Origin of the sequence: Algoriphagus alkaliphilus, assembly GCF_900103735.1 — a bacterium.
Classification (GTDB): Bacteria; Bacteroidota; Bacteroidia; order Cytophagales; family Cyclobacteriaceae; genus Algoriphagus; species Algoriphagus alkaliphilus.
In genome coordinates this window covers 126129-148589 of sequence record NZ_FMXE01000003.1, presented here as the reverse complement: position 1 = coordinate 148589, position 22461 = coordinate 126129, and the positions used below count along the sequence as shown (strand labels likewise).

The 22461-nt window shown below is 43.8% G+C and carries 13 protein-coding genes; 5 read left to right on the top strand and 8 right to left on the bottom strand.

Going from position 1 to position 22461, the window contains the following annotated elements; all coding sequences use genetic code 11:
- The first annotated feature begins 24 nt into the window (after window positions 1-24).
- Both BLQ81_RS02170 and BLQ81_RS02165 read left to right on the top strand, forming a co-directional pair.
- Window positions 25-2385: a TonB-dependent receptor gene (locus tag BLQ81_RS02170; RefSeq protein ID WP_245693133.1), complete on the top strand. Its 2361-nt coding sequence runs from the start codon at window positions 25-27 to the stop codon at window positions 2383-2385.
- A gap of 12 nt (window positions 2386-2397) precedes the next feature.
- Window positions 2398-2994 (top strand): hypothetical protein, encoded by a 597-nt coding sequence (locus tag BLQ81_RS02165; protein ID WP_092728319.1) that lies wholly within the window; start codon window positions 2398-2400, stop codon window positions 2992-2994.
- Window positions 2995-3064: 70 nt separating this feature from the next.
- Here the strand turns inward: BLQ81_RS02165 and BLQ81_RS02160 are convergent, their stop codons facing one another.
- The gene (locus BLQ81_RS02160; protein WP_092728318.1) at window positions 3065-3577 is read right to left on the bottom strand and encodes a hypothetical protein; all 513 of its coding nucleotides are present in this window, start codon (window positions 3575-3577) and stop codon (window positions 3065-3067) included.
- 131 nt (window positions 3578-3708) lie between these two features.
- Between BLQ81_RS02160 and BLQ81_RS02155 the strand changes: the two genes are divergently transcribed.
- Genes BLQ81_RS02155 through BLQ81_RS02145 form a run of 3 tightly spaced genes read left to right on the top strand, consistent with a single transcriptional unit; the run spans window position 3709 to window position 8215 of the window.
- On the top strand, window positions 3709-5301 hold the full coding sequence (locus tag BLQ81_RS02155) for an ATP-dependent DNA ligase (protein WP_092728317.1): 1593 nt from the start codon (window positions 3709-3711) through the stop codon (window positions 5299-5301).
- Complete coding sequence (locus BLQ81_RS02150; RefSeq protein WP_092728316.1) at window positions 5291-7750, top strand: ligase-associated DNA damage response DEXH box helicase; 2460 nt, start codon at window positions 5291-5293, stop codon at window positions 7748-7750. Before BLQ81_RS02155 ends, BLQ81_RS02150 begins: the two co-directional genes overlap by 11 nt.
- Before the next feature lie 60 nt (window positions 7751-7810).
- Window positions 7811-8215: a regulator of G-protein signaling domain-containing protein gene (locus BLQ81_RS02145; RefSeq protein ID WP_139183548.1), complete on the top strand. Its 405-nt coding sequence runs from the start codon at window positions 7811-7813 to the stop codon at window positions 8213-8215.
- Between the two features lie 545 nt (window positions 8216-8760).
- On the opposite strand, the gene BLQ81_RS02135 is transcribed toward BLQ81_RS02145, so the two are convergent.
- From BLQ81_RS02135 to BLQ81_RS02105, 7 genes are all read right to left on the bottom strand, one after another.
- Window positions 8761-9465, bottom strand: coding sequence for a gluconate 2-dehydrogenase subunit 3 family protein (locus tag BLQ81_RS02135; protein WP_092728313.1), 705 nt, complete (start codon window positions 9463-9465; stop codon window positions 8761-8763).
- 11 nt (window positions 9466-9476) lie between these two features.
- Complete coding sequence (locus BLQ81_RS02130) at window positions 9477-11219, bottom strand: GMC family oxidoreductase (RefSeq protein ID WP_092728312.1); 1743 nt, start codon at window positions 11217-11219, stop codon at window positions 9477-9479.
- A 106-nt stretch (window positions 11220-11325) separates the two neighbouring features.
- Window positions 11326-13440: a c-type cytochrome domain-containing protein gene (locus tag BLQ81_RS02125; RefSeq protein WP_092728311.1), complete on the bottom strand. Its 2115-nt coding sequence runs from the start codon at window positions 13438-13440 to the stop codon at window positions 11326-11328.
- A 7-nt stretch (window positions 13441-13447) separates the two neighbouring features.
- Complete coding sequence (locus tag BLQ81_RS02120; RefSeq protein ID WP_092728310.1) at window positions 13448-14902, bottom strand: DUF1501 domain-containing protein; 1455 nt, start codon at window positions 14900-14902, stop codon at window positions 13448-13450.
- A 1-nt stretch (window position 14903) separates the two neighbouring features.
- Window positions 14904-17219 (bottom strand): PSD1 and planctomycete cytochrome C domain-containing protein, encoded by a 2316-nt coding sequence (locus BLQ81_RS02115; RefSeq protein WP_092728309.1) that lies wholly within the window; start codon window positions 17217-17219, stop codon window positions 14904-14906.
- A 260-nt stretch (window positions 17220-17479) separates the two neighbouring features.
- The gene (locus tag BLQ81_RS02110) at window positions 17480-18961 is read right to left on the bottom strand and encodes a RagB/SusD family nutrient uptake outer membrane protein (protein WP_092728308.1); all 1482 of its coding nucleotides are present in this window, start codon (window positions 18959-18961) and stop codon (window positions 17480-17482) included.
- Between the two features lie 20 nt (window positions 18962-18981).
- A complete protein-coding gene (locus tag BLQ81_RS02105; protein WP_245693132.1) occupies window positions 18982-22386 on the bottom strand; it encodes a SusC/RagA family TonB-linked outer membrane protein in 3405 nt (1134 codons plus the stop codon).
- Between the last annotated feature and the right edge of the window lie 75 nt (window positions 22387-22461).

Genomic DNA, 22461 nt, shown 5'->3' with positions numbered 1-22461 from the left:
CACCATTCAACACTTTTTGCAACTTTGTTTCATAAACTTTGGTTTAATTCTTTCGAAGCACTTACTTTTGCAACCGTGTTACACTACCAAGTCATATTATTCTTAGCCGTCTTTGTGCTGTTCAGCAAGGAATCCTATGCACAGAAATGTAATCTCATTCTGAGAGGAAAAATCCTTCATCGGGAAAATGACAATTCCATTGAAGCAGCCTACATCTGGATTTTGGAGACTCGAACGGGGGCTGTTTCAGATCAAAACGGAAACTTCATCATTCGAGACCTTTGCCCAGGCACTTATACGATCACAGTTCAATATCTTGGACATAAGGAAATCCGTCAAACGCTGAATTTGACAGGAAGCACCACAAACCAAACGTTCCGAATGGAAGAGGAATCATTGGATCTCGGCGGAGTTGAGGTTCATGGCCATCGCGAAGCTGTACAAACTACCACTGCGGTGACCTCTTTGTACGGAGAAGCATTGCTTCAGTCCCGTGGCGAAAGTCTTGGAGAAAGCTTAAAACGGATTGCTGGTGTGACCACTTTTTCCACAGGAAATACCATCTCCAAACCTGTCATACACGGAATGCACAGCAATCGGATCATGATCCTGAACAATGGCATTCGCTTGGAGGGACAGCAATGGGGTGCTGAACATGCGCCTGAAATTGACCCATTTCTGGCAGATGAAATTACCGTAATTAAAGGTGCTGAAACGGTGCGATATGGGCCAGAAGCTATGGGAGGCGTGATTTTGGTCAATCCTCCTTCCCTACCAACATCCAAAAAGCATTCAACAGAAATCCATCTCCTTGGTGCAAGCAATGGCCGAATGGGAAACTTTGCTGCATCTCATTTGGGTGGTTCTGAAAAAATAAAGGGCCTCGGCTATAGACTTCAAGGATCGGTAAAAAGAGCAGGGAATGTACAATCTCCTGACTATATTCAGGCAAATACAGGCATGTCTGAATACAATTTCTCCGGATCTGTCGGCTACAGCTCAAAGAAATTGGGAGTTGAAGCATACTACAGCTTCTTCAATACCGAATTGGGGATTTTGAGAGACGCCCATACAGGAAATCTTTCGGATTTGGTAAACATTATTGAAAACGGCAGGCCTTTTACAAATGCGGATTTCACCTATAAAATTGATAATCCAAAGCAGGTTGTATTACATCATTTGGCTAAAATAAAATCACACTACCACCTAAATACCGACTGGAAACTTAATTTTCAATATGGTTTTCAGCTGAATAGCCGCCAGGAATTTGACCGTCGGAGAGGTGAATTAAATTCAAGACCAAGCTTGGATTTAGAGCTTTTCACCAATACTGTGGATATCTTTTTGGATCACAAGCTTAAAACCAACTGGAGCGGCTCCTTTGGATTGAATGTAATTCAACAGGCCAATAGCAATATTCCCGGAACGGGAGTTACGCCTTTGATTCCAAATTATGACATGCTCAATCTTGGTATTTATGTGATCGAAAAATATCTCAAAGGACCTTTGGAACTAGAGGGCGGACTAAGATATGATTTTCGAACATTCGATGCGGCAAGATTTGTAAGTGGAGAACTCCAAGAAGCTGAACTTGAATATCAAAATTTCTCCGCTTTCTTCGGTGGACTCTATCACTTAAGCCCACACTTTGCTTTTACAAGTAATTTTGGAACTGCTTGGAGACCGCCTAATGTAAATGAGCTGTTTAGTCAGGGACTTCATCACGGTGCCGCTGCGGTGGAAATTGGAGACCCAACTATGGTTTCGGAAAATTCCCTGAAATGGGTAAATGGACTGGAATATGAAAGTGAAAAAATACTCGTAGAGCTCACCGCTTATGCCAATCATATCAAAAACTACATCTTCCTCAGCCCAACCGGTGAAACATTTGTATCACTACGGGGTACTTTCAATGTGTACGAATACTTACAGGCTGATGCTTTTTTCTATGGATTTGACCTATCAGGAAGCTATACTTTCTCAGAAAGAATAAATGGCTATCTGAAAGGATCAATCATCCGGGCAAAGAATTTGGATGAAGGAAACTACTTCCCTTTCATTCCTTCAGACAGAATGGATTGGGGGATTTCCATTGCTTTTGGGAAAAACTCTAATCCCAACTCAGATCGGATAACAATTGGAAACGTGCTGGTAGCTCAACAAAAAAGAGAACCTGACTTTGATTTGGCACCTGCTCCTCCTGCCTATGCACTATTCAATTTAGGATATCAGAAAAAATTACAATTAGCTGAAAACCAATTGAATATTGGTGTACAGATAAATAATGTTTTTAATACAGAATACAAAGAATACATGAACCGTTTTCGCTATTTCACTGCGGACATGGGTCGGAATATATTACTCAAACTCAATTATCAATTTTAACCAATTACTAGTATGAACAATTTACAAAAACTACCCATCTATTTATTTGCCGCTTTGGCCTTAGGCTTCGCTTCTTGTGAAAGTAATGATCCTGAAGAAGAGAATGACGGTGAAGTAATCACTGACGTGACACTTAAATTTCAGGAATTGAATTCAAGTGGAAGTCCAATAGGTATTATTACTTCATTCAAGGCAAGCGACCCTCAGGGAATTGAAGTTGGAACTTCGCCAACTATTCAGACTATCAATTTGACTAAGGGGAAGACTTACAGAATGTCTATTGAGGTTTACAATAGCATAGAGAAGGAAGATATCACCAAAGAAATCCTCGAAGAAGCCGATAAGCATCAGTTCTTTTTCCTGGGTACAGCATTCTCAGGAAATATCATGACCATCACTTATGATGACCAAAGTGGAAAACGCTTAGGGTTAAGCAATAAGCTTGTGGTGTCCTCTTCCCCAGGCACCAACAATGCTCAGATGCGAGTGATCCTCAGACATGATTTGGACAAAAACTTCCCAGGTGCCTCCAATCCAAATTTCACCAATTTTGTACAAGCGGGTGGTGAAACTGACTTGGATATCACATTTCCTGTTGTAATCAATTAATTTGAATAGTTTGAAAAAAGGAAAGGCAGCCAATTGGCTGCCTTTTTTAGTTTTTATCAAAAATTTTAGATCAGAAATTTTTACTGCACACTGTAATTTTTGAGGGATCGAATGCTGATTCTGCATTGAAATTGGCACCAACATTCCCTGCTACGAGGATCACGCTATAGTCAGGACCGTCATTCGCCAAATGAATTTTAACATGACCGTCAAAATTTTTCATTTTATCAAAAGTCAATTTTGATCCGTCTGATAATAAGTTAAGGACTGTTACACTTTTCAAATCACTTCCAGAAACAGGTGTCAAGAGCTGCGCAATCAGCGCTTCAGCCTCATCATATCCTCCGAAATGAAGGTGGCTTGGAAATGAAATCGAACTAGAGGACTTAGCCCCCTCCAGTTGAATCACAAACTCCAAGTCACCCGAGGTCAATTCCCGAACCAGTAAAGTCCCATTGTAGTCAAATTCACTGGACTTGAATAGTTCAAATTCCAAAGATTGGCCAGTATATCGATCGGGTTCTTGTGAAGTGCAAGAGCAAAGGCCCATTACAATCATCAAACCAAAGATTAACTTTTTCATACTTGTCGGTGTTTTGAATGGGTAACGAAAAGCTTTCGCCTGCTGTTCGATTACGCATTAAAATTATCACATTCAATTACATTTAGCGTGTCTAAAGTCACCAAAGCAAAAAAAATTCACTCACTCGATTCATGAAGTATTTTGCCGAACTGATTACCCGTCTGGATCAAAGCAACAAAACAGGTGACAAGGTCGAGGCTTTGGTTGATTTTTTTGAAAAAGCCGCAGATGAAGAAAAAGTCTGGGCAGTTGCCATTTTTTCTCACAGAAGACCAAAAAGACAAGTGTCCACAAAACAGCTGAGGAATTGGTGCCAGGAGCTGGCCGGAATTCCTGATTGGCTTTTTGACGAGTGCTACCATGCTGTGGGAGATTTAGCGGAAACCATTGCCTTACTTTTACCCAAAACAACTCATGAAAACGATAAAAATTTAGGCCAATGGATTGAATTTCTTCAAGCTTTGGAAATGCTTCCTGAAGAATTAAAAAAGGAAAATATCCAGAATGCTTGGTCAAAGCTAGATTATTCTGAGCGTTTTGTCTTTAACAAAATCATTACGGGCGGGTTTCGGATCGGGGTCAGTCAGAGTCTGATGAGTCAGGCACTTGCCAAGGTACTCCAACTTGACAAATCCAACATTGCGCATGCCTTGATGGGGAATTGGAATCCACAAGAAGTTAGTTTTCCTGCAATTTTCGATCAGGAGGAAATAAAAAAGGATAGCTCTAAACCCTACCCATTTTTCCTCGCTTATCCTCTGGAAACCACAACAAATGAACTGGGCGACATCGCAGATTGGCAAGCCGAATGGAAATGGGACGGGATCCGAGGACAATTGATTCGTAGAAATGGTGAAACATTCATTTGGAGTCGAGGCGAGGAATTGGTCAATGACAAGTTTCCTGAGTTGCTGAAGATGGCCGAAAACCTTCCCAACGGAACAGTTATTGACGGAGAAATCATTGCTTTTAAGGACGGCAATCCCCTACCCTTTGCCCTTCTCCAAACTCGCATCGGAAGAAAAAATATCAGTAAAAAACAGCTTCAAGAGGCTCCAATAAGTCTTTTAGCTTATGACCTTTTGGAATTTGAAGGAAAGGACATCCGAGGTTTTCCGATCAGCAAACGGAGGGAATTATTGGTGGAAATCTATCAAAATCACCCTCACGAGCGACTTCAAGTCCCTCAATTGATTAAGGCAAACACTTGGGAAGCCTTAGGCAAATTCCGGGAACAATCCCGGGTAAATCTTGCCGAGGGATTAATGTTGAAAAAGGCAGATTCAAGCTACGAAACCGGGAGAAAGCGGGGCAGTTGGTGGAAATGGAAAATCGAGCCACTGACCATAGACGGGATAATGATCTATGCGCAAAAGGGGCATGGCAGAAGGGCGGATTTATACAGCGATTACACCTTTGCAGTTTGGGATGGAGAAAATCTGGTCCCTTTCGCCAAGGCCTATTCAGGCCTCACGGATGCCGAAATGCGTGAAGTTGATGCATTTGTGAAGAAAAACACAAGAGAACGATTTGGTCCGGTGAGGACGGTAAAGGCCGAATTGGTTTTTGAGATTGCCTTTGAGGGAATCCAGGACAGTCCCCGTCACAAAAGTGGGATTGCACTGAGATTTCCACGAATATTGCGCTGGAGGAAGGATAAACCCAAAGAAGAAGCCAACACCTTGGAAGATTTGAAAGCCCTGTTGAAAACGTATGGAGGATAAGCGACTTTCGGTCGGACTCGACTATTTCCATAAAAAGGGATGGACACCATTTCCTTTTCAGATTGAGACTTGGCAGGACTATTTGGATGGAAAATCAGGGCTTCTCAATGCGCCTACAGGTTCGGGAAAGACCTTCGCCCTTTGGTTTCCCGTCCTTTTGGAATACATCCAAAACCATCCCACTACCTGGAGAAAGCCTCAAAAAAACGGGATTCAGCTGATTTGGGTCACTCCATTACGCGCTTTGGCACAAGATATCCAAAAAGCCATGCAGGAAGTCTGCGAAACCATCGGGCTTCCCTGGCAGGTGATGGTGCGAAACGGTGACACCGACGCCAAGACCCGGGCCGCGATGAAGCGAAATCCACCGGAATGCCTCATCACTACTCCGGAGACACTTCATGTCCTGATTTCACAGAAAGACCATAAAGAATTATTCCAATCTCTTCAGGTAGTTGTCGTGGACGAATGGCATGAGTTGGTTGGCAATAAGCGGGGCGTCCAAGTTCAGCTTGCCTTGGAGTACATTCAGGCGATCAGACCTCAGACTTTTCGGCGTTGGGCGGTGTCAGCGACGATTGGCAACCTTCAGGATGCTGCCAAGGCACTTTTAGGAGAAAATCACCCCATCCACATCGTCAAGGCCAAAGTAGCAAAGGAAATTCTGATTCGGTCAGTTTTTCCGGAGGAAATAGAAAAATACCCCTGGCACGGGCATTTGGGAATCCGGATGTTGGATCAAGTCATTCCGATTATCGAGGCTGGAAGGACAGTTTTATTGTTTACCAACACCCGATCACAAACTGAGATTTGGTACCAAAAAATCCTCGAAGCCAGACCAGATTGGGCAGGTTGGATCGCCATGCATCACGGTTCACTGGATAATTCGGTGCGGGCATGGGTCGAAAATGCACTGCATGAAGGAAAACTTAAATTGGTTGTCTGTACTTCCAGTCTAGACTTGGGAGTTGATTTCCGTCCCGTGGATCGAGTGATACAGATTGGGAGTCCAAAGGGTGTTTCAAGGTTTGTCCAACGTGCCGGCCGTGCAGGGCATCAGCCGGGATTGCCATCCGAGATATTTTTTGTCCCCACCAATTCGCTGGAACTGATCGAAGCCGCCGCGCTTCGGGATGCGATCGAAAAGGAGGAAATGGAATCGCAGTTTACACCGCAATTGCCCTACGACGTATTGATTCAGTTTCTGGTGACTTTGGCCGTAGGAGAAGGATTTGATCCCGATTTTATTTTCTCAGTAGTAAAAGGGGCCGCCTCCTTCACCGAACTGACGCAGGAAGAGATGAATTGGATGATGGATTTCATTACCAAGGGAGGAAATTCGCTGGGCAATTACGAGGAATTCTTGAAAGTGAGTAAGGATGATGATGGCTTGTATAAAGTGAAAAACAAGCGAATTGCCATGAAACATCGCCTGAGTATGGGGACGATCGTCTCAGATGCGATGCTGAAAGTAAAATTTAAAAATGGTGCCTATCTCGGGACGGTTGAGGAATATTTCATTGCCAAAATGAAGATTGGGGATCGATTTTTCTTTGCAGGCAGACCTTTGGAATTGCTACAAGTGAAAGACCTCAATGCCTTTGTTAGGCTATCTGAGAAAAAGACCAATAACGTGGTGAGTTGGATGGGTGCGAGGATGTCCCTTTCTTCGATGCTTTCAGATAAGATTCTGGACATCTTTCAGGAATACAACTCCGGAATTATCAAATCCGAGGAATTGAGAAGGGTTTTACCTATTCTGGACTTGCAGGACAAGCTCTCGATTGTGCCGGACCAACACACTTTTTTGATCGAATCGCATCGAAGCGAGGAAGGGTATCATTTATTTTTTTACCCCTTTGAGGGCAGGATGATGCATGAGTTAATGAGTGCTTTGATCGCCTACCGGATTTCATTGAATTTTCCGATTTCGTTCAACATGGCCATGAATGATTATGGATTTGAATTGCTGACAGACACTGCGATATCGGCTGAGGATATTTTGGAAGAAGATATTTTTTCACTGAAAAACATCGAGGAGGACATCCTACACTGCGTGAACGAGAGCGAAATGTCCCGTAGGAAATTCCGTGAAATTGCCAGTATAGCCGGATTGGTGTTTCAGGGCTATCCCGGTAAGCCGATGACATTTAAGCATATTCAGGCCAACTCAGGATTGCTTTATCAAGTTTTTGAGCAATATGATCCGGATAATTTTTTGCTGAGGCAAGCCAAAAAAGAAGCACTCAATCAGCAAATGGAGCAGGACATGTTTATCACAGCCATCAAAAAGCTTAACCAAAAGCAGATCGTGGTCAAGCACCCGGTGCAGTTTACTCCATTTTCCTTTCCAATCCTGGTAGACCGACTCAGCCGGACCAATATTTCTTCCGAAACGGTAGAGGATAAAGTGTCTAAAATCATGGCCCAGTTTGAGGTAATCGATTGAGTGTTTTAACCAATATGTTTGATTTATTGGTTAATTTTGAGAATGGAGCCAAAAATGAAAATGTCAAAACGTGTAGTAGTTGCCGTTTGGAAAAATAGGAGCGACCGGAGAATTGAAGTTTTTTCAAATCTCAAGGTTTTCTGTGAATCCTATCCCAATTTCAGCTACAACACGTTAAATAATTATCTCGGAAAAGCTAAGTCTCCCTTTGAAAATCAAGAATTACTGCTTACCAGACAAGAGTTATTTTCAAAGCCGATCTTGAAGAAAGCAAGATCGATTCAGGCTGTAGTAACTCGATACGAACAAGCAGTTCATGATGAAGGAGAACAAAATCTGGATTTTTGGCTTGCTGCTGAACCTGAAACAAGGATTTATGCAGTGACGAAACTTGCATCGGAGGGAATTCCTATTGATACCAAGATGGATAAGCAAGTAGTCCAAAAGTTTAAATTGAAAGGATGATTCTATTTCCCGACTTTGAAGATTTTATTGGGCTCCTAAACGCTCATTCGGTTGACTACATGGTAGTTGGTGGTTATGCTTTGGCTTTTCATGGTAAGCCGAGAAACACTGGAGATCTGGATATTTGGATTGAAATTTCTGAAATAAATCTGCATCTGGAAGACCTCAGGATCTTGTTGATATTAGGGAAATCAAGAAAAAGAACAATGAAAACGATTAATTCGCCCTCCAAAAGAAAGGGGTAAACAAAATCAAAATCGTAAACAATTCCAGTCTGCCCAAGAGCATCATCACGGACAAAGCCATCTGGGCTAAGTCCTGCTAAGGTCATCGAAAGCATTTATGAAATTACTGTTTTCACTCCCAACTACGAAGTAATAACCAAAACCATAATCCTGAAAGAAGAGCAAAAATCAATACATAAACTCTTCGGATTTTATTTGGGTGTCCCAGCGCGGAAGTCAGAAAAAAACCTATCCAGAAGCTGAACAGGTTTTCAAGAATTACCCAATCTATCTAATTAATTTTTTTTATTCTTCGCTTGGTTAAGCTATCAAATTACCCTGATCATCCCAGTCAGGAATGGTGCCTCGATCTTCCGATTTCAGATAAACACTTTGGTATTTTTCGTCCAATGATAGCCCATACTGATCCATCACATCCTGTGGCACCCCTTCCCATACATTGGGAATATTTCCTGCATAACCAATATCCTTAAAACCGATTTCCGAAGTGTAAAAGCCGGAAACAGTCATATTCCGTAGGAGGTTGAAAAATCTTACCCCAGTCCCCATCTCTGTTTTCGCTTTATCCGGCCAGGCAATTTCTTCAATGAGTTCCATTCTCTGGCTCGGGGAGATTTCAATGAACGACTTTGAAAAACGCTCATAGGCTTCCAAGTTCAACCACATCAGGCCACCTCTGAAAGCCGTCTGATTTCCCGGCTGGTCTTTCAGCATAAATTCAATGTAATCGGGGACCTTTGCCTCCGATGCACCCGGGGAGACATCGTCTTTGGGAATCACAATGTCCACCAGAATTTTCACCTGTTCCATTTCCAGGTCGGTCAAAAACCTACCTGAAAGCAGGGAATTATCCCTTTCGACCTCCTCCGGAACCCTGCCTCCCGGTGTACCTCCTATTTTGGGAGATAGATCCGCCAATTTTTCCTCAGGACTGCATGCTGTCAGCACCAGTCCAGTACCCAGAGAACCAGCGAATAAAAGCTTTAGATTTTCTCTTCTGTTCATGATTCTTTGGATTAAAGGTTTTTGCTGTTCAGTTCTTTGATGATAAAATCGGACGTCCTCCAGGAAAGAGCCAAAATTGTCCAAGTTGGGTTTTTGTCGGCCTGAGAGACAAAAGGGCCCGCATCCGCCACGAAGAGATTTTTGCAGTCATGTGCCTGACAATTGCTGTTGACCACTGAAGTCGCCGGATTGCTCCCCATGCGGGTGGTGCCTACTTCGTGGATGATCCTTCCAGGAGCTAAAAGCCCATATTGAGTCTCTACACCGGGTTTTGTTCCTAATAATTTGGCACCTGAGTTTATAAGCAATTCCTCAAAAGTATCCTGCATGTGCTTTGCCTGCTTGATTTCATTATCAGTCCAATTGTAGTGAAATCTCAGGACAGGAATCCCAAATTTGTCTACCGTCGTGGGGTCAATCTCACAGTAGTTGTCATACTGAGGCACACTTTCACCTCTACCTGACATGCTTACCGTACTTCCATACATTGCCCTAATGTCCCTTTTCAAACCCTCGCCATAGCCACCATTTGGACTTGGTTGCCCAAATTCATCAAGAATATGTTTTCTTACTGCATCCATATTTGATCCGAAGCCATAGGAAGGCATATTCATCCCTCCTCCAAATTCAATGTGATATCCTCTGGCAAAGTCAAGTTTTTTATTGTCCAACCACCAGGGTGTATAGATATGCATGCCTCCCACCCCGTCTTCATTGTACCGCTTTCGGTGCATCAGTTCGGGTATAATTCCCGAACGGCTCGCACCAGTAGAATCATGGAGATACCTGCCCACCATTCCGCTGGAATTGCCCATTCCGTCGGGATGGACTTTAGATTTGGAGTTGAGCATGATACGAGCAGATTCACAGGCAGAAGCACCCAAGACCACGATCCTCCCTTTTAGTTTATACTCTTTCATGTCCCTTTTATCCACATAGGATACCCCTGTGGCAAGCCCTGAATCGTCTGAAGTGACCTTTCTGACCATACAATGGGTAAATAAATCAACCTGACCCGATTTCATGGCTGGTTTTACCAGACATGTACTGGAGGAGAAATCGGCATAAACCTGACAACCTCTGTTACATTGTCTGCAAAAAAAACACACACCACGATCCTTGTTTATGGGTCTGGTTAAGATGGATAGGCGGGATGGGATAATCGGAACATTGATTTTTTTTGCCCCTTTCATCAAAAACATTTCATGTAATCTCGGTTTGGGCGGAGGAAGAAAATTCCCGTCCGGTTCGTTTCTCATACCCTCCCTGGAACCAAAAACTCCAATTAACCGGTCGACTTTGTCATAATAAGGCTTAATCTCATCGTAACCAATAGGCCAGTCATCTCCCAATCCATCGATGCTTTTTCTCTTAAAATCGTCAGGTCCAAACCGAAGCGAAATTCTTCCCCAGTGATTTGTTCGGCCTCCCAGCATCCTTGACCTGAACCAGTCGAATTGGGTTCCGTTTTTTCGGGTGTAGGGTTCATCCGGCATATCCCAGCCGCCAATGGCAGCATCAAAGTCACCAAAAGGTCTTATCTGTGTACTGGCCCCTCGTCTTGGTGATTCCCAGGGAAATCTCAGTTGCGTTCGATCTTCCTCTTTTGCGGGATCCCAATCGCCTCCGGCTTCCACCACTGCAACGGAAAGACCTGCTTCTGACAATATTTTTGTAGCCATACCTCCCCCGGCTCCTGAGCCGACGATAATGACATCATAGGAATCTTTACTTGGTTTTATTTGGAAATTCATAGTTTCTTATTGGTATCTTGGGGTTAAGTCAACTTCCTTTTTATTGGTTCTCTCTCTATTCTATTACTTCAATATGAGGGGAAAAGGGCTATTGAAAAGCAGTTTATTAGTTTAATAATATTTCATCCATAAACACCCAGCCTTTAGAACCTGCACCGGGATGCCATGCCGGGAGCTTTGATACTGGAATTACTTCGATTTTAATTCTCGAAAACTCCTTCTCCGGTAGAGGATACTTAAGCAGTCCAAATCGGGTTTCCCTTATTTTCGTGGGTTGTGATGGAATCTCTGTCGGTACTTTATCCCATCCAGTTCCGGTGTACAACCAAATATTTACCTTTTCCGGAGTAAAGATGTGTGCCGACTCATGGTAAAGCAGACTCAAAGTAAGTTCAATGGGACGCTGTCCCGTATCAAGGTCTATTTCCGCTTCTAAAGGGGTGAGTTGATATCCCAACCATTCGCCAGAAGTATGATTTGCCTTTCCTTTAATACCGTCAATGAGCGTAATCGAACCATTGGCTTTGTAGCGTGGGATGGGATCCTTCCGGAGGCTGACCTCTTTGGCTTTAATTCCTGACTTAAACACCGAAACTGTGGCTTCATCACTTCCGATCCAGTCCTGAGCAAATGCTCTGGCCCTGATCTCAGTGGAGGTCTTGATCCAAATTCCAGGACTGTATTTAGGACTCGCTGAACTATCGGGCACAGTACCGTCGAGGGTATAGCGAATATCCGTGCTTCGTATCGGATGACTAAGCTTAAGTTCGATGCTATCTTTGAAAATGGCTGCCTCAATTCCAATTTTTGGTGCGTTGAGTTCGTAAAGAAGTCCCTTTCCACTAAATCCAAAATCGATGATGGTCTGAGGAAGGGCTTTCTTAAGTTCTTCCTGTTGATTATCATCCAGGCCAGATTGCCAGAAAAACAGCCTTTTCAGGTTTTTGAGCTTACCAAGTTCAGTAACCGCTCCATCTCCCAACTCATTCCCGGATATGGCGAGGTTCTTTAGGTTTTCCAAGCGAGAAAGAACAGTAAGTTGTCCGCCACGGATTCCGGTAAAGTTGAGTTGGAGTTCCTCTAGATTTTCAAAATCTTTCAGAAATCCCATGTCCACCCCTCCCAAAGGCATGCGATTGAGATTTAGCTTCACGGTCTGCCCACTGATTTTTTTTAGGTCCCTCAGGGATGAGGGATCAAAGGCCGAGGTTCCGAAATAGGAAACTTCCAGTGCCGGAAATCCAGGATAAACTGGACTCACCTTTCTGAAGAAGTTATTCAGAGATTTGATGTCTGACTCCGAAGCGGATTTGAAGGTATAAGTTTTCTCAACAGTGAATTTTTCGGATGCAAACCGGAATAAAGGCTCCTCCTGTTTTAGTTCAGTCACTTTTTGCTCTAAGGAAGCACCGGATGCCACCCACAGCTGAAGTATTTCCAATTCTTGCTCGGTAAGCTGGGCTTTGTTTTTGGGAGGCATGTGCTCTTCATTATCTTTAGGAAGGTTAATTCTTTGGATCAATAGGGATTCATTCAGATCACCAGGGACAACGAAGGGGCCGGTTTTCCCGCCTTTCTGTAGCCCTGCGATTTCGTCCATCCGCAGCTCTCCCTTGATTTTACCTTCTTTGTGGCAGGCAATGCACTTAGCTTCCAGAATTGGCTGAACCAGGTGCCGAAACACTTCAGCATCTTCCATGGCAACGAATTCGGTTTCTTTTGACTGAATCGGAGCCAGAAGAAAGTCTTCCCCGTGGGTAAGGTTTGCTCCAAAGTGTCCAGTCAGCGTAATTGCAACTGCCAAGGTAAGAGTGGATAATTTCAAAAATCTTGCAGACTCATTTCTGTAAAAGTAAATCAGGATTGAAAGGCCTAAAGAAATCAAACCCAGCCACTGATGCCATACTAAGGCTTCACCTCCGTATTCTTCTGCTGCCAGAAGTAACCCTGCCACTACGGTGACTCCGGTAAGGTTGGCTCCAGCTAGCAATAACTGCCCGGCAGCGGTTTTGAGTTTTCCTTCTGCAACCCAGAAAAGACCAACAGCGATCAAGAGCAATACAATAGGAAAGTGTAAAAGCAATGGGTGAGTTCTTCCCATAACCTGTAACACAGGAGGAATTTCGAGTCGCTCTCCGGCAAGACTAAGCACCAAGGCCAATCCAAGCCAGAAGAACAACAGGTTTTCAAGAAGCGGAATAATCCGTAATATTTTGGGCATAGGGGAATTAAGCAATCAAGTCTTTTACTACTTTACCGTGTACGTCTGTCAGACGATACCTCCTACCCAAGTGCTTATAGGTAAGCTTTTCATGGTCTATCCCCATCAGGTTCATCACTGTGGCCTGAAAGTCATGAACGTGCACAGGGTTTTCGGTAATGTTATAGCCGAACTCATCTGTTTCTCCGTAAACCATACCTGATTTCACCCCGCCTCCAGCCATGAAGATGGAAAAGGCTCTCGGATGGTGATCACGCCCATAATTGTCCAGTTGAATTTTGCCTTGGCAGTAGTTGGTTCGTCCAAATTCACCTCCCCAGATAATCAGAGTCTCATCCAACAATCCACGTTGCTTCAGGTCGGTGATCAGGCCTGCAGTGGATTGATCCACGTCTTTGGCCTGACCGATCATTTGGTTGGGTAGGTTGTCGTGAGCATCCCAGCCTTGGTGGTAGAGCTGCACAAAGCGAACCCCGCTCTCGGAGAGCTTTCTGGCCAGCAGGCAGTTGGCTGCATAGGTGCCCGGCACCAGGCAGTCGGGCCCGTAGAGCTTGACCACGCTGTCTGGCTCCCGTGACGTGTCGGTGATCTCGGGTACGGCCGTCTGCATACGGTAGGCCATTTCATATTGCTGGACTTTTGCGGTGATCTGGGGGTCGTTAAACTCCTTATAGTTCAGCTCGTTCATCACTGATATCTGGTCAATCATCTTCCTGCGCTGCTCTCTACTCATACCCTGAGGATCCTTCAGGTACAAGACAGGGTCCTCGGAGTTGGAAAACTGCACACCCTGATGGGTGGCGTCCAAAAAGCCGTTGCTCCAGAGCTTGGAGTACACCCCTTGCCCGTTGCCTTTTCCTCGACTTAGCAGCACACAGAATGCCGGCAGGTTAGCATTTTCACTACCCAGCCCGTAACTCAGCCAAGAACCCATGCTGGGGCGGTTGCCCACTTGGGCACCGGTCTGGAAAAAGGTCAGCGCTGGATCATGATTGATCGCTTCGGTATGCATGGATTTGACAATCAGCAGGTCGTTCACCACCCCTGAGATGTGCGGAAACAGCGAGGAGATCCATGCCCTGCTCTCTCCGTATTGCTGAAAAGGAAAATAGGAACCCACCAGCGGAAAGGAGCTCTGACCGGAGGTCATACCTGTCAAACGTTGCCCTCCTCGGATGGATTCGGGAAGTTCTTCTCCAAAATTTTTCACCAGCAGGGGCTTATAATCAAAGGTCTCCAGCTGTGAAGGAGCCCCGTTTTGAAATAAATAAATGATCCTTTTGGCCTTTGGTGCAAAGTGAGGCAATGCCAGCATCAGGCCGTCCTCGGCTTCCTGTTTTCCGGTAAACAAATCCGGGATCAACAGTGAACCCAAAGCCACACTTCCTATTCCCAGACTCAGTCGGGAAAGAAACTTCCTCCTATTGTGATTAAGCCCCTGCTCTAATATTTCCTTTTCCATCTCAGCTCTTGGTTATGGTTTCTTCCAGATTGTACATACTCACAATCACCTGCATCAGTGCGGCGGTCTTGGGAGTGATGGCCTTTTCGTCCATCGGGTATTCTCCGACATCCAGCACTGATTTAGCAAGTTGGGGATCGGAGTAGAATTCTTTCAGCTCTGACTCGAAATAGTCCATCAGCAGGCTCCGCTCTTTGGATTTGGGCTCGCGACAAAGGATTCGGTTAAATGCTTCCTCAACAGCTTGACCCATATCCTCGTGTTTTTCAGCAAGTTTTGTGGCCAGCACTCGGGAAGCTTCAAGCACCATCGGATCATTCATCATTACTAGGGCCTGCAGAGGAGTATTTGTCCTTCCCCTGGCATTTTCACATCTGTCTCGGTTGCTGGAATCGAAAATGATGGCTTTGGGAGGTGGAACAGTCAGCTTAATGAAGTTGTAAATCCCCCTGCGGTATAGCCGGTCTCCCTTGTCCTGAACATAGGCGGCAAGCGTGCCTCGTCCGGAGGTGGCGGCCTCCCAGAGTCCGGAAGGCTGATAGGGCTTCACGCTAGGGCCTCCAATCTGATTGACAAGCAATCCACTGCTTGCCAATACCAAGTCCTGGATATTTTCAGCAGGAAGTCTAAGGCGAGGAGCTCTTGCCAGGTAAATGTTGTCAGGGTCTTTTTGCAGGTGACCCGAACTGATCGCTGCCGACTGCCGATAGGTATCCGAAAGCATGATCTGCTTGAGCAATCTCTTGATGTCCCAACCATTTTCCGTGAAGTCCGCAGCCAGCCAGTCAAGCAATTCGGGATGAGTAGGCAAATCGCCTTGCATACCAAAGTCCCCGGCTGATTTTACGATCCCCCTTCCAAACAGTTCCTGCCAAATAAGATTAACAAAAACCCTACTGGTAAGCGGATTGTTCCTGTCGGTAGTCCAGCGAGCCAATCCCAATCGGTTTTTCTCCAGGTTTTCGGAAAATTTCAATATTGAGGAGGGAGTAGAGGCTTCCACCGGTACCGTTGGGGCGTCGTAAACTCCCCGGTCCAGAATATAGGTGGTTCGCTTTTCATCAGGTCCCAGTTCACCCATCACCGACACGCTCAACCTACTTGTGTCGGGGTGGTTGATGAAGTGCATGATACCGTCCAGGTCTTGGCGATCAATCCATAGGATCGGGGTCTTGGCAGGTTTGGATCTGGACACATCCCCTTCAAATCCCTTTTCCTTGGAGTTGTTAAAAAAGGCGAACAGCTCATAATATTCTTTCTGAGATACAGGGTCGTATTTGTGGTCATGACACTGAGCACATTCCATGGTCAGACCCAAAATCCCTTTGCTGAAGGTGTTGGTCTTGTCCAGCACATATTCAATTCGGTATTCCTCCTCGATGATGCCACCCTCTTCGGTGTATTTGTGGTTTCTGTTGAAGGCCGTGGCCAGAATCTGTTCCTTAGTAGCATTTGGAAGCAAATCTCCGGCAAGCTGCCAAGTAAGGAATTGATCATAAGGAAGGTTGTTGTTGAAGGCATTAATCACCCAGTCCCGGTAGGGCCATTGGGATCGGACTTCGTCGTCTTGGTAGCCGTAACTGTCAGAATATCGGGAGATGTCCAGCCAAAGGATTGCCAGTTTTTCTCCATAGGCGGGCTGCTCTAGCAGTTCGTCCAGGTAGGATTCGTAGCTATTGGAACCCGAAAATCCTGCGTACTTGACCAGTGTTTCAGGGGTTGGGGGAAGTCCGGTTAGATCCAGACTGGCCCGCTTGATGAGTTCGTGTGGTTTAGCCTCAGGATTGGGTTTCAATCCTCTAGCCCGCATCTTTTGAAAAGTAAAGGCATCGATTTCATTTGTTCCCCAGTCAATTTTGGGAACTGAGGGTTTTTCCACCTTCAAAAATGCCCAGTGAGGCTCATATTTGGCACCCTGCTCGATCCACTTTTCAATGAGTTCGATTTCTTCGGGGCTAAGCTTTAGATTGGACTCCGGCGGAGGCATAAGCTCCCCGGGATCTGTGGAAAGAATTCTGTGATAAACCCCGGAAAGCTCCGGCTTACCTGACACTAGAGCGAATTTGCCAGGACTTTCTTTTAGAGCTTTGAAGGCTCCCTCTTCGGTGTCCAGACGAAGGTCTGACTCCCGCTTTTTGGCATCTGGTCCGTGGCAGGCAAAACACTTGTCCGAAAGTATCGGACGGATGTGAAAATTGTAACTGATTTGATCTCCGGGTGCCAGTAACTGCAAATCCGTCTCCTTGCTCTTACAAGATAAAGCAAACAATGCTGCAAAAAACAACAGCAGAAATGAAGGCAGGTGAATTCTGGGCATTGGGTGAAATTTTTATTGTAAGGTGATTTTACCCATTTGATCAATGAGTTAGCGATCAGATCTTACTAAATATCGCCAGTAAATAATATTGAAATCGATAAAGTAGGAAGGTAATATTCCTTCCTATTGGTAAACCTTAAGGGCGAAATGAAATACTGGGTTTCGTTAGAAGGAAGGTAGGGCAACAGCAATTATTTTCAAGATAAAGAAGCCCCCTCCCAATCGAGGGGGCAATCTTCAATTAATAATTCTAAACGCAATTAGAATCCTGGATTCTGAGTAAGATTAGGATTGGTTTGAACCTCTCTCAAAGGAATTGGCAACAAGAGCGTTTTTTCAGAGAAAGTAGCTCCAAAAACGTTTCTATGACCAATGAAGTCGTCGTAATTTTTAGAAATATCATTACGCACTTTTCGTGTTCTTAACATGTCAAACCAGATTTTGCCTTCAAAGCTAAGTTCAAAATAGCGCTGATTCCATACTTCTCTTTCGAAAGCATCTCTGTTCAAATTACCAATAGGGGCCAATTCAGCTCTAGCGCGGATTTCGTTCACAACATCTCTTGCCAATTGGTTAGGAGATCCTTCAGCCCGGTTTGAAGCTTCTGCATACATCAACATCACATCCGGCATTCTGTAGATGGAGAAATTAAGCTCAGAACGAGTATCATTATTTATCGCTACTACATCAAACCACTTATAAATGAAATGTCCACCTAACTGCTTACCGTTGTATTCAGTAAAATAATACTGTTTTTCCTTGATACGCTTATCATTCGGGTCATAGGATCTGATAAACTCAATTCTCGGTACCAATCCTCCAAATTCATTGGCATATCTGGAAATACCTGCAAAAGTAGGTAATACCACAGGAGTCAAGGGGTTATTTCTGTTTATTTTGTCAAACTGAACCTGGAAAATGAATTCTCCTGTGTTTTTGTTTGCCGGAAGAATCATTTCTCTATACTCTTTAAACAGAGGGAAAGTAGTGGTTCTTAAATCAACCAATTCCTTGGAACGCTTTGCAGATTCCGCATAAGCGGCCTGACCCGCATTAACGGGGAATCCCGCATAAGTCAAATATACATCAGCAAGCAGCGCCTTAACAAGACCTCTTGAAACCTCACCATTTGATCTTCTCCATGGCAATGGAACTTTTTCAGCTTCCAAAAGGTCAGGAATGATTAATTGATCATAAATTTGCTTTACCGGAGTTCTGGGGGTGTTTACATTAGCAAGACCTGCAATAGGTTCTGTAACCATGGGGACATCACCAAACATCCTTACCAAGTAGAAGTAGTAGAGTGCTCGCATGGCACGAACTTCTGCCAGAAATTCGTTTTTCTGAGTCTCGTTAAGAACAGAAAAGGTTGGAATTTGCTTCAAGGCCACATTACATCTTAAGATACCTTGATAGGTACTTTGCCAATAGGTATCAACGTAAAATGCCTGTGCATCATGAGTCAGCTGATTAAATCGGAAGGCTTCTGTCTGAGCCACGCCATCTGCTTTTCCAGACATAAATTCCAAAAGAGAAAGCGTATTACCACCCCAACCACCGGAACCGGTAGCCACGAAGTTGACATTGCCATAAATACTTGCTAAAAAGGCTCTTGCCGCCTCAATACTTGTTACGTTAGCCTGAGTAGTCAGCGTATTTGGGCTTTCTTCCAAAAATTCATTACAGGACGCAGCCCCTGTTACAATGACTAAGGATAAGAGGTATTTAATATATCGTTTCATTTGATTTTCCTTTTTAAGAATTAAAAGCTCAAATTAAGACCTGCACTGAAGGTTTTTGGTCTGGCAAACGGGAAGAAGTCAAGACCAACAGGAAGCTGACCTGAACCTTCGAAAGTGTTTACTTCAGGATCGTAACCTGTATAATCAGTCAATACAAATAAATTCTGACCGCTGAAGAAGACTCTTGCTTTGGTAAGCTTCCACTTATCCAATAAGGTAGATGGCAAGTTGTAGCCCAACATCAAATTTTGAAGTCTGACAAAGGAACCGTCCTCCATCCAATGAGTATCACCATTGGTCAGGTATGGGGTACCCCATGCTCTAACTTCAGCAATCATAGTATTCTGGTTGTCGGGTCTCCAGGCATTAAGTACAGTTGCATAACTATTTGCCAAAGTTTGTCTGTCTTCTACGGAGTGTTTGGTAGCATTGATGACATTATTACCTTCCACAATTCTCAATTCAAAAGAAAAGTCAAAATTCTTGTAGGTAAACGTATTGGTTATATTAGCTGTCCATTTTGGATACATTCTGCCAATAATCTTTGAGTCTCTTCCGTCAATTCTACCATCGTTGTTAAGATCTTCCCATTTGACATCTCCAGGCCTTAATCCATATCGAGCTGCCTCATCAGCTTCATTAGTACCCCAAGTACCCAGTCTCACACGACCCCAAATACTACCGATTTGCTCACCTACCCTTAAGATATTGGTTGGTCCCAAGAAATTAGGGCCAGGGAATATATCTGCGTTATTTGCTCCAAGTTTTAAAATCTCGTTTCGGTTAGAAGCAAAGTTCAGGTCTGTAGACCAAGAGAAATCTCCCTTTTCTACGTTGACGCTGTTGATGGTAAATTCTATACCCTTGTTTTCAACGCTACCGATGTTTCGGCTGACTGATCCAAAACCAGTGGACCACGGAAGTGGTGCATTTAGAATCAAATCGTTGGTTACTTTGTAGTAAACATCGGTCTCAATATTCAATCTGCTATTGAAGAAACTCATTTCAAGACCCATATCATATTGATCAGTGGATTCCCATTTCAAATCACTGTTTCCGAAGGAAGTTTGGGAAATTGCTATTTCATTTCCTGCTGCTTTCAGCACATTGAATGTTCCTAAGAACTGAAGAGAGTTGAAGTTACCGATTTCCTGATTACCTGTTCTACCAGCACTTGCTCTGACTTTCAAGTCGTTCATTACTCCACCTTTATTGAAGAATCCTTCTTCAGAAACTCTCCAAGCCACACCTACTGAAGGGAAAAAGGCATATTGATTATTGATACCAAATCGGGAAGAGCCATCGTATCTACCTGTAGCAGTAACTAGGTATTTATTTTTGAAGCTGTAGTTAGCTCGTGCAAAGTAAGAGTTCAATTGAGAGGCTCCCACGTTTCCGTTGATCCCGGCAATTGGAATAATGTTTCCTGCACGGATGTTGGTCCAGCTGAAGAAGTCGTCAATAAATCCTTCAGATCTTACACTTAAATTTTCAAATGAATCTTTCTGCCAGCTAAATCCAAACATGGAGTTGATTCTGTGGTCCTCTCCAATCTGCTTGTTCCAGGTCAGGAAGTTTTCACTCTGCCAGTAGACTCTATCTGACATTCCCACAGTTGCTATACCTCTTTGGTCGGCAGACAAAAGTCTTAGATTTCTGGAGGAATAGAAATTGTTTTTGTTTGATTCTAAAATGGCACTGAAAGTGGTTTTGAATTCCAATTCCGGAGAAATTTTGAAATTCAAATAAACATCTGAGTAAAACTGAGTTACGTTTGCCTCAGTACCTCTATTTTGAGCGATGTTGACAGGGTTTTCAGCACCTTCTGTTCCTGGCCAATCTGAGTTAGCTCCCCATCTTCCATCAGGATATTTTACAGGAATAATTGGCAATGCTTCCGCTACCATTCGCGGAACATTCAAACTTCCATTTCCATCGTCAACGATGTTTCTTTTACTTTTTGTACCCAATATACTACCTCCTACAGTCAACCACTTTTTCACATCGGAGTCTATGGTAATCTTCCCGTTGAAGCGCTCAAATCCAGATCCCATCATGATACCGTCTTCATTGGTGTAACCAAGAGAAACATTGTATGCAGTATTAGTTGACCCACCTCTGAATGCCAGGTTATGGTTTTGTCCCAAAGCGGCATTATAAATTTCATCCTCCCAATTGGTGTTGTAAATAGGTTTGCCATTGGAGTCGAAAAGGTTAGGGTAATTTTTTGGATCTGCTCTTCTGTATCTTCCTTGTGCAAATCCCGAAGGATCATATTTGGCTGCATTGTCAAAAGCTCGATTGTAGATCTCCATAAACTCAGTAGAGTTCAAGCTAGGAACGCTGTTTGCAAGGGTTGATACAGAGAAGAAATTGTCATAAATAACCTGACTTTGATTTTTCTTGCCTCTTTTCGTAGTCACCATGATTACACCATTTGCGCCTCGCGCGCCATAAATCGCTGCGGAAGATGCGTCTTTTAACACTTCCATGGATTCAATATCTGCGGGGTTGATCATATTGAGGTCACCACCAATGATACCGTCAATAACGAAGAGCGGCTGAACACCCGAGCTGATTGAGTTGATACCTCTAATTCGGATTCTGGCACCTGAACCTGGAGCATTTTGTGTGTTTAAAACTTCCACCCCTGCTATTCGACCTTGAAGCGACTTAACGGCATTGGTTTGGGAACGGTCAATCAACTTATCACCTTTTACAGATCCTACTGATCCGGTAAGGTCTGATTTTCTTACAGTACCATAACCAATTACAACTACTTCCTCGAGGGACTTCGCGTCTGGTGTCAGGGTGACATTAATCACGTTTTGTCCCCCCACCACGACCCTTGTGGAAGTGTATCCTATGTAAGAAAATGTCAAAGATCCACCATCCGGAACAGAGATGGAAAAATTACCATCTAAATCAGTAACAGTACCTGTACTTGTACCTGTAACTAAAACAGTTGCTCCCGGAAGAGGTTCGCCATTTTCATCCACAACTTTACCTGTGACTATCTTATCCTCAACAACCATGGTTATGGTCTCCGGTTTAGTATTAGAGGTGGATTTTTTTACAGTTATATTTTGATTGATCTGCTTGAACTCCAGTTTTGTTTGACCAGAGATGTCCACCAATACATCATATAATGTAAGATTATCACTGGATACAGAAATTTTATCCAGACCTTCAATTTCCTTGTTCGTATAAACAAAGTTGAAATTGGTAAGTTTCTCAATTTGTGTGAACACTTGGAGTACAGTTGACTCTTTAGAGTTTAATTTGATCTTTACCTCATCAATGGTTTTTATTTGTGCTTTTCCATCATGGGAAAACACAAAAGTCATCGTAAGACATTGGACCAAAAATACGAGGGTAAATAGTTTTGTCATGTAGATAACAAATAACAATAAACGATTTTTCATACTTTTACATGGTTTGTTTGAACTAATACGTTTTGGTTTAATAAACTTTTCCGGAATTTCATCATTGCTTGATTT